Source organism: Haloechinothrix alba (genome assembly GCF_900188115.1).
Taxonomy (GTDB): domain Bacteria; phylum Actinomycetota; class Actinomycetes; order Mycobacteriales; family Pseudonocardiaceae; genus Haloechinothrix; species Haloechinothrix alba.
This window is the reverse complement of record NZ_FZNW01000010.1, coordinates 115,676-131,004: the sequence shown is the minus strand read 5'-3', so window position 1 is coordinate 131,004 and position 15,329 is coordinate 115,676. Positions and strand designations below refer to the sequence as shown.

The 15,329-nt window shown below is 68.6% G+C and carries 13 protein-coding genes; 6 read left to right on the top strand and 7 right to left on the bottom strand.

The features are described from left to right. Nucleotides 1–27: 27 nt before the first annotated feature. From dapA to mihF, 3 genes are all read right to left on the bottom strand, one after another. On the bottom strand, nt 28–882 hold the full coding sequence (gene dapA, locus CHB84_RS11500) for a 4-hydroxy-tetrahydrodipicolinate synthase (protein WP_089301551.1): 855 nt from the start codon (nt 880–882) through the stop codon (nt 28–30). A gap of 118 nt (nt 883–1,000) precedes the next feature. Beyond that, the gene (locus CHB84_RS11495; protein WP_089301550.1) at nt 1,001–2,254 is read right to left on the bottom strand and encodes an isochorismate synthase; all 1,254 of its coding nucleotides are present in this window, start codon (nt 2,252–2,254) and stop codon (nt 1,001–1,003) included. Nucleotides 2,255–2,510: 256 nt separating this feature from the next. Continuing rightward, nucleotides 2,511–2,822: an integration host factor, actinobacterial type gene (gene mihF, locus CHB84_RS11490; RefSeq protein WP_089301549.1), complete on the bottom strand. Its 312-nt coding sequence runs from the start codon at nt 2,820–2,822 to the stop codon at nt 2,511–2,513. A gap of 286 nt (nt 2,823–3,108) precedes the next feature. On the opposite strand from mihF, the gene CHB84_RS11485 reads away from it, so the two are divergent. The 3 genes from CHB84_RS11485 (at nt 3,109) to CHB84_RS11475 (ending at nt 6,990) form a co-directional block, all read left to right on the top strand. Further along, entirely contained in the window at nt 3,109–4,734 is a 1,626-nt protein-coding gene (locus CHB84_RS11485; RefSeq protein ID WP_089301548.1) for a long-chain fatty acid--CoA ligase, read from the top strand. A 124-nt stretch (nt 4,735–4,858) separates the two neighbouring features. Then, nucleotides 4,859–5,770 (top strand): ABC transporter ATP-binding protein, encoded by a 912-nt coding sequence (locus CHB84_RS11480; protein ID WP_089301547.1) that lies wholly within the window; start codon nt 4,859–4,861, stop codon nt 5,768–5,770. Beyond that, nucleotides 5,767–6,990 (top strand): ABC transporter permease, encoded by a 1,224-nt coding sequence (locus CHB84_RS11475; protein ID WP_089301546.1) that lies wholly within the window; start codon nt 5,767–5,769, stop codon nt 6,988–6,990. Before CHB84_RS11480 ends, CHB84_RS11475 begins: the two co-directional genes overlap by 4 nt. A gap of 117 nt (nt 6,991–7,107) precedes the next feature. Here the strand turns inward: CHB84_RS11475 and CHB84_RS11470 are convergent, their stop codons facing one another. Together CHB84_RS11470 and CHB84_RS11465 are read right to left on the bottom strand one after the other, a co-directional pair. Beyond that, entirely contained in the window at nt 7,108–8,436 is a 1,329-nt protein-coding gene (locus CHB84_RS11470; RefSeq protein ID WP_089301545.1) for a citrate synthase, read from the bottom strand. Between the two features lie 229 nt (nt 8,437–8,665). Further along, on the bottom strand, nt 8,666–9,310 hold the full coding sequence (locus CHB84_RS11465) for a TetR/AcrR family transcriptional regulator (RefSeq protein ID WP_141134649.1): 645 nt from the start codon (nt 9,308–9,310) through the stop codon (nt 8,666–8,668). 85 nt (nt 9,311–9,395) lie between these two features. Here CHB84_RS11465 and CHB84_RS11460 point away from each other — a divergent pair, with 85 nt between their 5' ends. Next, nucleotides 9,396–10,541 carry an acyl-CoA dehydrogenase family protein gene (locus CHB84_RS11460; RefSeq protein WP_089301544.1) on the top strand — a complete coding sequence of 382 codons (1,146 nt, stop codon included), beginning with the start codon at nt 9,396–9,398 and terminating at the stop codon, nt 10,539–10,541. 117 nt (nt 10,542–10,658) lie between these two features. Next, nucleotides 10,659–12,239: a sodium/proline symporter PutP gene (gene putP / locus CHB84_RS11455; RefSeq protein ID WP_089301543.1), complete on the top strand. Its 1,581-nt coding sequence runs from the start codon at nt 10,659–10,661 to the stop codon at nt 12,237–12,239. Nucleotides 12,240–12,251: 12 nt separating this feature from the next. Here putP and CHB84_RS11450 read toward each other — a convergent pair whose 3' ends face one another. Continuing rightward, nucleotides 12,252–13,466 carry an amidohydrolase gene (locus CHB84_RS11450; protein WP_089301542.1) on the bottom strand — a complete coding sequence of 405 codons (1,215 nt, stop codon included), beginning with the start codon at nt 13,464–13,466 and terminating at the stop codon, nt 12,252–12,254. An 11-nt stretch (nt 13,467–13,477) separates the two neighbouring features. Continuing rightward, nucleotides 13,478–13,804 carry a hypothetical protein gene (locus tag CHB84_RS11445; RefSeq protein ID WP_141134648.1) on the bottom strand — a complete coding sequence of 109 codons (327 nt, stop codon included), beginning with the start codon at nt 13,802–13,804 and terminating at the stop codon, nt 13,478–13,480. A 373-nt stretch (nt 13,805–14,177) separates the two neighbouring features. On the opposite strand from CHB84_RS11445, the gene CHB84_RS11440 reads away from it, so the two are divergent. Continuing rightward, nucleotides 14,178–15,263, top strand: a complete 1,086-nt coding sequence (locus CHB84_RS11440; protein WP_176439911.1) for an acyltransferase family protein — start codon at nt 14,178–14,180, stop codon at nt 15,261–15,263. Nucleotides 15,264–15,329: the final 66 nt, after the last annotated feature.

Here is a 15,329-nt window from a genome sequence, read left to right as displayed (position 1 = left end):
GTCGTGCGCGCGTCGGCGTGAGCGCGACTACTCCAGCAGCCCGCACTCCACCAGCGCCTTGCGGACGACCTCGCTCTCCGCCTCGTCGACCTCCACCAGTGGCAGGCGCGGCGGACCCACCCGGATGCCCAGCATGTTCAGCGCGGCCTTGATCGGGATCGGATTGGTCGTCACCCCGAGCGCCTGGTACAGCGGCTTGAGCGAGGCATCGATCTCCGCCCGCCGCTCGGGTTCGTCGACCATCCTGCGGATCCGTTCCCCGGCGATGTGGCTGATGACCAGCACACCACCGCACTCGCCGAGGTCGAGCGTGCGCGCGAATATGTCGTCGTTGCCCGCGTAGACGCCGAGGCCCTCCACCGGCGCCAGGTTGGCGCTGTTGGCCTGCTTGACGTAGTCGACCCGCTCGATCGTGGCCAGCTCGGCGAGCAGGTCGTTGGGAATGTCGATGCCGGTGCGGGAGGGGATGTTGTACAGGAAGATGGGCTTGTCCGTCGCCCGCGAGATCTCCGAGTAGTGCCGCAGCAGCCCGCGCCGGTTCGGGCGGTTGTAGTACGGCGTGACCGACAGGATGGCGTCGGCACCGAGCTCGGTCGCCCGTTCGGTCATCGCGCAGGCCTGGGCGGTGTTGTTCGACCCGGTGGAGGCGACCACGGTGGCGCCGGACGGCCGCTCGGAGCAGGCCAGCCCGATGAGCCGCAGGTGCTCCTCATCGGTCAGCGTGGCAGCCTCCCCGGTGGTCGCGCAGGCCACGATGCCGTCAGAGCCGTGCCGCACGAGGTGATGGAACAACGAGACGAACGCGGACTCGTCCGCGCGCATGTCGGAGTCGAAGGGCGTGACCATCGCGGTCAGTACGGATCCCAACGGCGCGCGGTTCACTGCGGCCCATCCCTCCTCCCGCTGCGCCGCCGCACCCGCGGCGGCGCCGGTGCCGTGCCACCCGGACTCGCATGCCGGGCACGTCCACGTTCTCGCGCCACCGGCACTGTGGTCAAGGTCACAAATTTAGGTCGAGTCCCATGGCACGCAGCAAGGTCTGGAACTTCGCCGAGGTCTCGGCCAGCTCGGCATCCGGGTCGGATCCGGCCACGATCCCCCCACCGGAGTACAGGCGCAGCGAACGCTCGGCGACCTGCGCGCACCGGATCGCCACGGCCCACTCCCCGTCGCCTGTGGTGTCCACCCATCCGACGGCGCCTGCGTAGTAGTCCCGCTCGAACGGTTCGAGCTCGCCGACCAGCAACCGGGCGGCCGGGGTCGGTGTACCGCACACCGCGGGGGTCGGATGCAACGCCGCGGCCAGACGCAGCGCGCTGATGCCCTCGTCGCGGAGCTCGCCGGTGATCGCGGTACCCAGGTGCCACATCGTCGATGTCGACATCAGCGACGGCTCGGGCGGCACGTCGATACGGCGGCACAACGGGCGCAGCGCGGCCACAACGGCCTCGGTGACCATGGCGTGCTCGGCGTGGTCCTTGGCCGAGCCCAGCAGCGCCTCCGCGTTGCGCCGGTCGACGTCGGCGTCGGACGACCGGGGCGCCGAGCCGGCATGCGGGTGCGCGCTGACCAGCGTGCCACTGCGCCGGACGAGCAACTCGGGGCTCGCGCCCACCAGGCTGCGCTGTCCCGGCGGTCCCGGCGACCCCGCTGCCGCTCGCGGCAGCTCGACGGCGTAGGTGTAGCCGCCAGTGTTGTCCCGCACCAGGTTGTGCAGCAGGCAGGCGGGGTCGACCTCTGCGGTGAAGGAGATGTCGAGGGCACGCGCCAGCACCACCTTGCGCAGGTCACTCTCGTCGAGGGCGGCGAGGGCGCGCTGCACGGCAGCGCGGTGCCCCTCCGGCGCCGGAAACGGTGTGACCTCGGCAGGCACCGGAACCCCTCGGGTGGCCCGCTGCGCGGCCGCGCCGTGCGCAGGCTCCGCCGTCCACAGCTCACGAGGCAGGACGAACCGCGCGACGGCCCGCTCCTCCCCCGGCTCACCACCGGCGGCACCGGTGGCACCGGTGGCACCGGTGGCGAAAGGGAGCACGCCTACCGCGACCGGATGGGCCGCACCGGTCAGTGCCTGAGACAGCCGCGTGTCCAGCCCGTCGATATCGTCCCCGTCGAGCACGGTGTCGGCACCGCGCGCGAGGATCGACCGTTCCGCGGTGGACAGGAAGAAGTCCCCGCGGCGGTACGCGGCGAGCAACTCGGCAGGATCAGCTCGCTGATCCGCACGCGCGCCCGCACCCCTACCTGCGACCGTCATCGCGCCCACCTCGCGAGCTGCGCGGCACGGTGCGCCGAAAAGATCGTCACACGATCGATTGTCGCACTACTCGGCGGTAGCGTTCGCAGCCAGGGACCCGGTGGTCAGCACACGCGTAACCGCCCGACGCCCGCGGGCCGCTCGACAGGCAGCCCCGACCGTCGGCTTGTGAACAACCCGCCCTCCGGGGGCCTCGTCGTCCTGGCAGGCGCAGCTGTACGGCGCCTGCCAGGACCCACGGACCCCGGACACGGGTCTACTTCAGCGCTTCGACCAATGCCCGGCGCTGGCGGTCTCCGAGCCCGGCCGCGCGGCGGTCCGGGTCGATACCGATCTGCTCCATCAGGTTCGCGACCTTGACGGCGCCAAGACCGGGAACGGCCTTGAGCAGCGCAGACACCTTCGTCTTGCCGATGGTCTTGTTCTCCTTGGCGCGCTCGAGCACCTTCTCGATGCTCTGCTCGCCGGACTTGATCGACGCGAGCAGCTCCGACCGAGCCTTGCGGGCCTCGGCGGCCTTGGCGAGCGCTTCCGCGCGCTGCTCCGGAGTCAACGTAGGCAGAGCCAACGTACGTCATCCTTCCTGTTCCGCTTTCCGTCCCGCCGGGCACCACGGTCACCAGCACGACGCTGGGCAATGAGAACCTTCCCGGCGGTTTCGCTGCCACGCCACACGCGGCATCCGCGTGCGGTGCTATGCCACCAGTAAACGCCACAACGGCGACTTCGGCAGCACCGACACGCAGTCACCAGCGAATATCCCACTGGTCATTGACCCGATCCAGTCACAACCGACCGGTTACCTCCTCCGTCTTGGGGAGTCACACCGGGCGGGAGCGCGTTAGCCTCGCAGCATGTACAGCACAATGCAGGACGGAGAGCTCTCGATCGCCCAGCTGCTCCGCTACGGATCGCAAGTACACGGCACCAGTGAGGTAGCCACCTGGACCGGCCAGGGCTGCAGGCGACGCAGCTACGCCGAGGTCGGCAGGCGCGCGGCCCAGCTCGCACACGCGTTGCGTGGCCTCGGGGTCACGTCCGACCAGCGTGTGGCCACGTTCATGTGGAACAACAACGAGCACCTCGAGGCGTACCTGGCGATCCCCGCGATGGGCGCGGTCCTGCACACGCTCAACATCCGGCTCTCGGCGGAGCAGCTCACGTTCATCGCCGACCACGCCGAGGACCACGTCATCATCGTGGACAGCACGCTGGCCCCGCTGCTGTCCAAGTACCTACCGCAGATGAGCACCGTGCGGCACGTGATCGTCAACGGTGGCGAGGCTGGAGACATCGAGGTCCCGGAGGGGATCCAGGCGCACTCCTACGAGCAGCTGCTCGCCGACCAGCCCACCGAGTTCTCGTGGCCCCAGGTGGACGAGCGGGCGGCAGCCGCGATGTGTTACACCTCCGGCACCACGGGTGACCCCAAGGGAGTGGCCTACTCGCACCGGTCCATCTGGCTGCACTCGATGCAGGTCTGCATGAGCGACAGCATGGCACTGTCCCAAGCCGACTCCACGCTGGCGATCGTCCCGCAGTTCCACGCCATGTCGTGGGGCCTGCCCTATGCCGCCTTCATGGTGGGCGCCTCGCTGATCATGCCGGACCGGTTCCTGCAGCCCGACGCGATCGCGGAGATCCTCGCGGCGGAGCGGCCCACCTTCGCAGGCGCGGTGCCCACCATCTGGCAGGGCCTGCTGCTGCACCTGGAGTCGAACCCGCAAGACATCTCCCACCTGCGGGAGGTCGTGGTGGGCGGCTCGGCGGCCCCGCCGTCGCTGATGCATGCCTTCGAGGAGAACTACGGCGTTCCCGTGCTGCATGCCTGGGGGATGACCGAGACGTCCCCGCTGGGCAGCGTGGCACGCTCGCCCGCGGGCGCGACCGGCGAGCAGGCGTGGGCGTACCGGTACACACAGGGTCGCTTCCCCGCGTCGGTGCGTGCCCGGCTGGTCGACGACTCCGGTGCCGAGCTGCCCTGGGACGGGCGCAGTGTCGGCGAGCTGGAGGTCACAGGCCCCTGGATCGCCGCGAAGTACTACGGCGTGGACGACGACGAGAAGTTCCACGACGGGTGGCTGCGCACCGGCGACGTCGGGCACATCACCCCGGACGGCTACCTGACACTGACCGACCGCGCCAAGGACGTCATCAAGTCCGGTGGCGAGTGGATCTCCTCTGTGGAGCTGGAGAACCACGTGATGGCCCACGAGTCGGTCGCCGAGGCCGCCGTGATCGGGGTGCCGGACGAGAAGTGGGACGAGCGGCCGTTGGTGGCGGTGTCGTTCAAGGACCAGCAGCACGCGACTCCGGAACAGCTGCGGGACTTCCTCTCCGGCAAGGTCGCTCGCTGGCAGCTGCCGGAGAACTGGGCCGTGATCGACGAGGTACCCAAGACCAGCGTCGGCAAGGCGGACAAGAAGCGGTTGCGGACGGCTTTCGCGGCCGGGGAGCTGCACGTCAGCAGGACGGAGTGACGGGCGAACCGGCCCCGTAACAACCCCCGTTCGGGGGAGGCCACGATGCTTGCGTCATGATGTGCCCCAGTGGCATCGGCGGCGCCGATGCCACTGGGACCACTGGGCGAGCACGGGGGAGGCTGTGGACACGAACACCCTGAACGTCGTCGAACTCTGCAAGCGCTACGGGGACGTAACCGCGCTGGACCGCGTCAGCTTCGCCGTGCGGCCGGGCGAGCTGTTCGGGTTCGTCGGCAGCAACGGGGCCGGCAAGACCACCGCCATGCGGATCATCCTCGGCGTACTGGCCGCCGACTCCGGTGAGGTACGTGTCGGCCACGCACCGATCACCCCGGGCATGCGCGCCAGGATCGGGTACATGCCGGAGGAACGCGGCCTGTACCCGAAGATGGCGGTGCTCGACCAGCTCGTGTACCTCGCTCAGCTGCACGGGTGCTCCGCCGACGACGCGCACACCAGGACGGAGCGGTGGCTGGCCCGCATGGATCTGCGGGAGCGGCGCCATGACGAGGTGCAGAAGCTCAGCCTCGGCAACCAGCAGCGCGTCCAGCTGGCTGCCGCGCTGGTCCACGACCCCGACGTACTGGTACTGGACGAACCGTTCTCCGGCCTCGACCCGGTCGCCGTGGACGTGATGAGTGCGGTGCTCCGGGAGAAGGCCGCGGCGGGGGTGCCCGTCGTGTTCTCCAGCCACCAGCTCGACCTCGTCGAGCGCCTCTGCGACCGCGTCGGCATCATCCGCGACGGGCAGATGGTCGCCCAGGGAGCCGTCGATGAGCTGACCTCGGCCGCGTCCAGCACGTTGCGGGTCGTGGCACCAGAGGCCCCGTCCGGCTGGGCGAGTCACCTCACCGGAGTCCGGGTCCTCGAGGAGGTGGACTCCCAGACCGTGCTGCAGCTGGAACCCAGCACGGATGAGCAGGCGGTGCTGCGGGCGGCGCTGGAGACCGGCCGGGTCACGGAGTTCAGCAAGCAGCGCCCCTCGCTGACCGAGTTGTTCCGCAACGTCGTCACCGAAGGGAGCCAGCAGTGAGCGCGACCGGTCCCGACACCGCAGGGCAGGGCCCCGTACGCATCGTCGCGCTCGTCGCACGGCGCGAGATCACCACCCGGCTGCGCACCAAGGCGTTCGCCTTCGGCACCCTCGCGATCGTCGCCGGTATCGCGATCTACGTCCTGCTCATCAACGCGCTGTTCTCCGACTCGGAGACGACCGCGATCGGCGTATCCGGGCAGGCCACGCACATCGCGAGCCAGCTGGAGGCATCGGCGAACGAGCTCGGTCTCGAGGCGGACGTCACGACGCTGGCGAGTGCCGAGCAGGGCCGCTCCCAAGTGGACAGCGGCGAGCTCGACGCCGCCGTGTCGGGCGCGGCGTCCGACCTCGAGGTGGTCGCCGAGTCCGAGTTGGACGAGCGGTTGCACGCGGCCCTGACCGGGATCACCCAGCAGCAGGTACTCAGGGCCGCTCTGGCACAGGCTGGTGTGGACGATCCCGACGCGGTGCTCGGCGAGGCGAACGCCGCCGAGCTCGACGTGACCACGCTGGAACCCGCCGATCCCGAGGAGGGGCAGCGCCTGGCGGTCGGCGCGATCATGGCGTTCCTGCTGTTCTTCGGCATCAGCACCTACGGCGCCTACGTCGCGCAGGGGGTCGTCGAGGAGAAGTCCAGCCGCGTCGTGGAGATCCTGCTGGCCGCGGTGCGACCGTGGCAGCTCCTGCTCGGCAAGGTCGCAGGCCTCGGCCTGGTCGGGCTGATCCAGCTGGTCATCATCGCAGGCCTCGGTCTCGTGATGGCCACGGCATCCGGCGTGCTCACCGTCTCCGACGTCGCCTACGCCACCTTTGCCTGGGGCGTGGTGTGGTATGTGCTCGGCTTCTTCCTCTACGCGTCCGTGTTCGCCGGTGCCGGCTCGCTGGTCTCCCGGCAGGAGGACATGCAGTCGGTGGTGACTCCCGTGACGATGATCCTGGTCCTCGGGTTCGTCGTCGGCATCAACGTGACCATGGCCGACCCGGGCGGCACGACGGCAGCGGTGATGTCGCTGGTGCCTTTCTTCGCGCCGATGCTGATGCCGGGCCGGATCGCGGCGAGCGACGTAACGGGATGGGAGATCGCGCTGGCCGCCGGCCTGACCGTGCTCATGATCCTGGTGCTGACCTGGCTCGGCGGCAAGATCTACCGCAACGCCGTGCTGCACATGGGCAGCAGGCTCAAGCTCGCCGAGGCGCTGCGCCCGTCGAAGGTGTGAGCGCGCGGTGACCTGCCGCAGCACCAGCCGGTGCCCCGAACGGGGCGGGACCGGACGGGCCGGGCAGGCTGAGCCCCGTGCGTGGCCGGGCGTTCCCTGCCCGGCCACGCACGGGATTCAGCGCTGGTCGAGCGGCGTGTACTCGCGCTGCGGGGCGCCGGTGTAGACCTGGCGCGGCCTGCCGATCTTGCGGGCCGGGTCGGTCATCATCTCCCGCCAGTGCGCGATCCAGCCCGGCAGCCTGCCGAGGGCGAACAGCACGGTGAAGTACTCGGTGGGGAAACCGAGCGCGCGGTAGATGAGGCCGGTGTAGAAGTCGACGTTCGGGTAGAGGTTGCGCTGGATGAAGTAGTCGTCGGACAGCGCGGTCTCTTCCAGCTTCTTGGCGATGTCCAGCAGCTCGTCGTTCTTGCCGAGCTTGCTCAGGATGTCGTCTGCCGTCTTCTTGATGATCTTCGCGCGCGGGTCGTAGTTCTTGTACACCCTGTGCCCGAAGCCCATCAGCCGCACACCGGCTTCCTTGTTCTTGACCCGCTCGACGAACTTGCCGACGTCGCCGCCGTCGGCCTTGATGTCGGCGAGCATGTCCAGCACGGCTGCGTTCGCCCCACCGTGCAGCGGGCCGAACAGCGCGTTGATCCCCGCGGAGACACTGGCGAACAGGTTCGCCTCCGAGGACCCCACCATGCGCACCGTGGAGGTGGAGCAGTTCTGCTCGTGATCGGCATGCAGGATGAACAGCTGGTCGAGCGCCCGCGCGATGTCCGGGTCGACCTCGTACGGCTCGGCGGGCAGGCCGAAGGTCATGCGCAGGTAGTTCTCCACAAGGCCGAGCGAGTTGTCCGGGTAGAGGAACGGCTGGCCGATGGACTTCTTGTACGCGTACGCCGCGATCGTGGGGACCTTGGCCAGCAACCGGATGGTGGACAGCTCGACGCTGGTCTGGTCGAAGGGGTTCAGCGAGTCCTGGTAGAAGGTGGACAGCGCGGAGACCGCGCTGGAGAGCACGGGCATCGGGTGCGCGTCGCGCGGGAACCCGTCGAAGAAGCGCTTGAGGTCCTCGTGCAGCAGCGTGTGCCGCTGGATCCGCTCGACGAAGGCAGACAGCTGCTCCTTGGAGGGCAGGTCGCCGTAGATCAGCAGGTAGCTGACCTCCAGGAAGCTCGACCGCTGCGCCAGCTGCTCGATCGGGTAGCCGCGGTAACGCAACACACCCGCGTCGCCGTCGATGTAGGTGATTGCCGAAGATGCCGAGCCGGTATTGACGAAGCCGGGGTCGTAGGTGATGTAGCCCGTCTTGGCGAGCAGGTTCCCCAGCTGGATACCAGGGGCCCCCTCGACCGCGGGTACTACCTGCAATTCGTGCTCGCCGCTTGGCAATCGGAGCGCGACGGTGTCTGCGGCTTCGTTGCCCTTGGCACCGGCAGGCGTGGCTGCGTCGGACATGCACGTCCCTCTCAGGTCGTACGAGACGGTGGTGCCGCGCCAAGGCCGCCGACGAGTTGCGCCGGCGCGCCTGACGCGGACCCGCACCACGCACCGCCCCGCTGGGGTGTCAGTTCAGCTCTACGCTAGTCGACCAGAGGGGCTCCGCGCAGCACTACACCTGACCTCGATAAACCGGTGGGACGATACTCACAGTTGAACGAGGTCACCCTTGTGGCGCGCGCAACGCTCACCGGCGTGGCATCTGCAGGCCACCGAGCAGCAGCTCGGCGAGGGCCTCGAACGACTCGGCGTCGCTGACCCGCGTGCGCTCACCGATCACGCCGGTCTGGATGGCCTCGATGAGCACTCCCACCATCTCGGCGAGCAGGTCGGCGTGGACCTCGCGGAACACCCCCTCGGCGACGCCGGAGGCGATGAACGTGCGGATGCGCGCAGCGGCCGCGCGGCTGTTGCGCTCGTACTCCGCTCGCGCGGGCTCGAACGCGGCCACATCCCGCATGAAGACGTCCGAGGCCCTGCCCAGGTGCTCGGAGACACCGGCAAGGTAGGTGTCGATCACCACGCGCGCGTCGTCGATACCGGCGACGCGCCGCTCGATCTCCTCGGCCGCTCCGGCGAAGAACCGCCGCACTACCCGCACGGCGAGCTGTTCCTTGCTGGCTGCCAGCGCGTACAGCGTCGATTTCGAACAGCTCAGCTGGGCGGTCAGATCGTCGAGCGTGAACTGAAGGAAGCCCTTGGCCAGGAACAGCTCCTCCAGGTCACCGAGCAGGGCTTGTTGACGCCTGGTCAGCGCCCGTTGCGCGGGGGCGCGTGCTGCGACGCGCGTCCCCGGAGCTGACTCCGCGCCCGCGGATCCGTAGCCGGCCATGCCTCCACGGTAGAATAGTACTAACAATGGATCTATAGTACCGCTTTCGGTATCATCCGGTGTGACAACGCGCCCTGGAGGAGCCATGCCTGCCGAACGCACGCTGCCAAACACGGAAGCCGAGGACCTGATCGCGCTGGCGAGGGAGATCGCGCGTGAGGAGCTGGCCCCCGTCGCAGGCGAGTTCGAACAGGCCCATCGCTTCCCGCGCGAGCAGTTCCGCCTGCTCGGCAAGAGCGGCCTGCTCGGGCTGCCCTACCCCGAGCGCTGGGGTGGCGGGGATGTTCCCTACGAGGTGTACCTGCAGGCGCTCGAGGAGATCGCGAGCGCGTGGATGTCGGTGGGCGTCGGCATGTCCGTACACACCATGTCCTGTTTCGCACTGGCCTACTACGGCACCGAGCAGCAGCGTGACCGGTGGCTGCCGGACATGCTCTCCGGGCAGCTGCTCGGCGCCTACGCGCTGTCCGAGCCGCACGCCGGGTCCGACGCGGCCGCGCTGACCACCCGCGCCGAGCCCGACGGCGAGCACTACGTCGTCAACGGCACCAAGGCCTGGATCACGCACGGCGGCGAGGCCGACTACTACACCACGATGGTGCGCACCGACCCGGACGGCTCCAAGGGCATCAGCTGCCTGCTTGTCGACGCAGGAACCGACGGCCTGTCCGCGGCCCCGCCCGAGCAGAAGATGGGCATGACCGCCTCCACGACGGCGCAGCTGGTCTTCAGCGATGCCCGCGTGGAGCGGGAGCGGCTGATCGGCGACGAGGGCAGCGGCCTGCGCATCGCACTCGACTCGCTGGCATCCGGCAGGCTCGGCATCGCGGCCTGCTCGGTCGGGCTGGCACAGGCCGCGCTGGACGAGGCGGTCGCCTACGCCACCCAGCGCACGCAGTTCGGCACCCCGATCATCGACTTCCAGGGCATCGAGTTCCTGCTGGCCGACATGGCAGCCGCGGTCGAGTCGTCCCGGGCGACGTACCTGGAGGCCGCGCGCCGCAAGGACCGGGGGTTGCCGTTCGGCAGGCAGGCCTCGATCGCCAAGCTGGTCGCCACCGACTCCGCGATGAAGGTCACCACCGACGCGGTGCAGGTGCTCGGCGGCGCAGGCTACACGCGAGACTTCCCGGTGGAACGCTACATGCGCGAGGCCAAGGTGCCGCAGATCTTCGAGGGCACCAACCAGATCCAGCGCATGGTCATCGCCCGGGAGCTGCGCCGCGGCTGAGGCGTATCGCAACGGATCCGTGTCCTACTGGGACTTTCGTGGGTTACACCCGCCTGGCAGAGTGGCGGCGCACCGACCGTGCCCCCTGCTCCCGAGCTCACCCACGAGGTGGTTCCGATGGAAGACCAGACAGGCACCGTAGTCACCTTCATCGTCTATCTCGCGATCATGCTCGCGATCGGCGTATGGGTCTACCGGCATACCGCCACGCTGTCCGACTTCGTGCTCGGCGGGCGCAAGCTGAACAGCCCGACCGCTGCGCTGTCGGCGAACGCCTCCGACATGAGCTCGTGGCTGCTGATGGGGTTGCCCGGCGCCGCCTACCTCAGCGGGCTGGCAGCCGGATGGATCGGCGTGGGCCTCGCGGTGGGCCTGTACCTGAGCTGGCTGATCGTGGCGGCGCGGTTGCGCACCTACACGGAGATCACCACGGACGTCGGTACCGGCAGGCCCGCGGACGCGCTGACCATCTCGGCATTCTTCGAGCACCGCTTCGAGGACCGCACGGCCGTGCTGCGCACCGCATCGGCCGCGGTCATCATCGTCTTCTACTGCGTCTACGTCTCGTCGATGCTTGTGGCCACCGGGGTGCTGTTCGACCAGCTCTTCGGGATCGCCGCGCCGACGGCCATGACCATCGGCGTGCTCGCCATCGTCAGCTACACCTTCCTCGGAGGTTTCCTCGCCGTCAGCTACACCGATGTGCTGCAGGGCATCCTGATGTGGTTCGCGCTGCTCGTCGTCCCGGTGACAGCCATGGTCAGCCTCGGAGGGGCGGGCTCGACGATCGAGCAGATCAGCGACCAGGCAGCAGGCCTGCTCGGCGCGGCCACCGAGGTGTCCTTCTCGGACGGGAGCTGGAGCTCGGTCGGCACGCTGGGCGCCGTCGCCATCATTTCCAGCCTGGCGTGGGGCTTCGGCTACTTCGGCCAGCCGCACATCCTCGCCCGGTTCATGGGCATCCGCTCGGCTGCGGCCGTGCCGTTGGCACGCCGCATCAGCGTGACCTGGTCGGCGACCGCGATGGCCTTCGCCGTGGCGGTCGGCCTTGTGGGTATCGCCTACTATGCCGATTCCCCGCTCGGCGGGGACGGCGAGCAGGAGACGGTATTCATCGCGCTCGTCCAGGACCTGCTGCCCTCCTGGCTCGCCGGGATCCTGCTGGCCGCGATCCTGGCGGCGATCATGAGTACCGCGGACTCGCAGCTGCTGGTGGCATCCTCGTCGCTGACCGAGGACATCTACCGCGCGCGGATCGACAAGGACGCGCCACCGATGCGTCTGGTGTGGATCGGGCGCGTGACGGTCATCGGCGTGGCCGTGGTGGCCTACCTGCTCGCGCTGCAGGGCGGCACGGTACTCGAACTGGTCGCCAACGCCTGGGCGGGATTCGGCGCGTCGTTCGGTCCGGTCATCCTGCTGGCACTGTACTGGCGCAGGTTCAACTGGGCGGGCGCGCTCGCCGGCCTGCTCGGCGGTGCGCTGACCGTGCTGATCTGGCCGCGCATCGACACCGAGGGGGGCCTGTTCGACATCGGACTCTACGAGATGGTTCCCGCGGTGATCGTATCGTTCCTGCTGGCCGCGATCGTCAACTTCGCAGGGCCGACGCCGTCGCAGACGGTGCGCGACGACTTCGCCAAGGCCGTGGACATGGCCAAACCGAAGCCGCGCGCACCGTCCGCGGACCGGCCGTAGTGGACTCGCGAGTCAGCGCTCCCTGTAGACGCGATCGGCCACGACACCCTCACCGGTGTCATGGTCGAATCGGTACACGTCGCGGCCGGATACGTAAACCCGCAGCGCGCGGCTGGTGATCTCCAGCGGGTCGCCGGACCAGATCACCACATCCGCGTCCATGCCCGGTGCGAGCGCGCCGACCCTGTCAGCCAGCCCGAGCATGCTCGCCGGGTTGACGGTCAGCGCGCGCAGCGCCGACGCCGGGTCGAGGCCCTCCTTGACGGCGACGATGGCCTGGTAGACGAGGAAGTCGATCGGCACGACGGGATGGTCGGTCGTGATCGCGAGCCGTACCCCTGCACGGTCCAGAATGCCCGGTGCGCGCAGCGAGCGGTTGCGCAGCTCGACCTTGGCCCGGGTCGTGAAGATCGGCCCGAGGATGACCGGGACGTCCCGTTCGGCGAGCAGGTCGGCGATGCGGTGCCCTTCCGTGCCGTGGTTGACGATGAGGCGGTAGCCGAACTCCTCGGCCAGCCGGATGGCGGTGACGATGTCGTCGGCCCGGTGGGTGTGCTGGTCCCAGGGCAGTGTCCCGTCCAGCACGGCGCACAGTGTCTCGTTGGTCAGGTCGGTGTCGAACGGCTTTCCCTCGTTGCGCGCGTGCTCACGCTGGGCCATGTAGTTGCGAGCCGAGGTGAAGGCCTCCCGGATGGTCGCGGCCACCCCGAGACGGGTCGCAGGGGTCTTGTCCTTCTCCCCGTACACGCGCTTCGGGTTCTCCCCGAGCGCGCTCTTCACGCTGACCCGGTCGCGGAAGACCATGTCGAACGCGGTACGACCCCAGGTCTTGACCGCCACCGTCTGGCCGCCGATGGGGTTGGCCGAGCCAGGCTTGATCACCGCACTGGTGACCCCGCCTGCCAGCGCGTCGTCGAAACCGACCTCGTGCGGGTCGATGCCGTCGACCGCGCGGAACCGCGCGCCGTTCGGGTCTGTCGCCTCGTTGGTGTCCTCGCCCGACCAGCCCTCACCGTCCTCGTGCACCCCGAGGTGAGCGTGCACGTCCAGGAAGCCGGGCAGTACCCACTGCCCGCAGGCGTCCACACGCTCGGCACCGTCCGGGATGTGCACATCGGTCGCCGTGCCGACCGCGACGATCGTGTTGCCGTCGATCAGCACCGTCCCGCCGTCGATGGGGTCACCGTCGACCGGGACCACGTATCCACCAGTAATCGCTGTCGTCATGGTTCGCAACGCTAACGAACTCGGGGCGGGCGGGGAAGGGATGATCCACCCGGATCCGTGGCGCACCTACCCGGCTTCAGCACTGTGTGGGCGGCCGCCGCCAGGGGCCGGCAGGCGGCGGCCGCCCCCTGGTTGAGCGCGAGCTGCAGCTTCTCGTTGCCGGTCAGGAACAGGTCACCGAGGCCGAAAGACACACCATCGGCCCAGTGCGAAACGAGATGCGCGAACGGGTTGCCGAGGTTCGTTTCCGCAACGAAAAGCACGATGTGAACAGCGATCACCGCGGCGAACAATCCACACACGAGGCCGACGAGTACATTAACTCGACGAAAAACCATCGCGCGACTCCCCGATTCCTCGAGAGATTCCGCACTCCCCACCGGTTCGATTGATCCATATCTGTTCATATCCGCATTTCCGCAGCTTCGAATATGTCACGGGCAGCACCCCTCTCTCCGGCCAGGCCGTTCCGGAATCGCAGGAAGAAGGTCGCCGGAGCTCCCCTTTACTGGTCAACGACGCGGCCACAGCAGCAAACGGGCCCGGGGAGCGGAACGTCCCGACGGTCCGCCGACATCGTCCGATAAGCAGAATGCGCGTATCGAGCACCACGCGGAGAGCATGTTCATTGATTTCCGAATGCCCGAATCCGGGTGCCGAGACAGCGGTCTGCCCGACCAGAAGAATTATCGACCTGCGACACTCGGTCGCATGGCGGAACGATCTCGCACGGGAGCAGGTATCGCCGTCCCGGAACGACGGAACGAACAGGGGGAAATTTCTCGGGAAAGTCGTTCTCGTGACAGTTTCGTCGACAATGCGAAATTCCTGGCCATCGCGCTGGTGGTGATCGGGCACGCGGTCGAGCCGCTCACCGAGGGCTCGTCCATGGCGACAGTGCTGTTCATCAGCATCTACGCGTTCCACATGCCTGCGTTCGTCCTCATGGCCGGGTACCTGTCCCGCGGCTTCACCGCCACACCACGACAGTCGCGGCGCGTCATCACCACGATCGTCGTCCCGTACCTCGTCTTCGAGGTGACCTTCGAGCTGTTCAAGGCGTACTTCCTGGACGGCGCGTCGAACGAGATCAACGTGGCCGACCCGAGCTACGCGATGTGGTTCCTCTGTACCCTGTTCATCTGGCGGCTGTCCGCGCCGCTGTGGCGCGCGATGAAGCCCGCGACCGCGGTCGTCGTCGCTGTCGCGATCTCCGTGTCGTCCGGGGTCTTGGCGCTGCCCGAGACGCTGGACATGTACCGCACCCTCGGGTTCCTGCCGTTCTTCGTGATCGGCTTGGTGCTGCCGGTCGAACGGTATGTCGCGCTCCTGCACACGGTCGCCGTCCGGGCCGCGGCGGTGCTGGCGTTCGCGGGTGCGGTCGCTGTGGCGTACCTGCTCCTGCGTTCCTACTCGCTGGACTGGCTGTACTTCACCTACGGCTACGCGTCGCTGGGCGTCGGCGACGTGAAAGGCATGCTGGCCCGGTCGGTCATCCTCGTGGGGGCGTTCGGCCTGCTCACCGCCTTCTTCGCGCTCGTACCCCGCCGCAGCGTGTGGTTCACCTCGCTCGGGGCGGGCAGCCTGTACGTGTACCTCCTGCACCGCTACGTGATCAAGGGCCCCGAGTACACCGGCCTGTACGACCGCGTGGAGTGGCTCCACACGCCGTCGGGAGTCGCCGTGACGGTCCTGCTCGGGCTGGTGCTCACCGTCGTGCTCGCGAGCGGACCGGTGCGTTCCCTCTTCCGGCCGCTCGTCGAGCCGCGCCTGGACTGGCTGTTCCGCCGCGGTTGACAGCGGGCACGGGTGGCGCCACGGTCCTGGTAACACCCACGACCTGACGTGGACGTCCAGGACGGT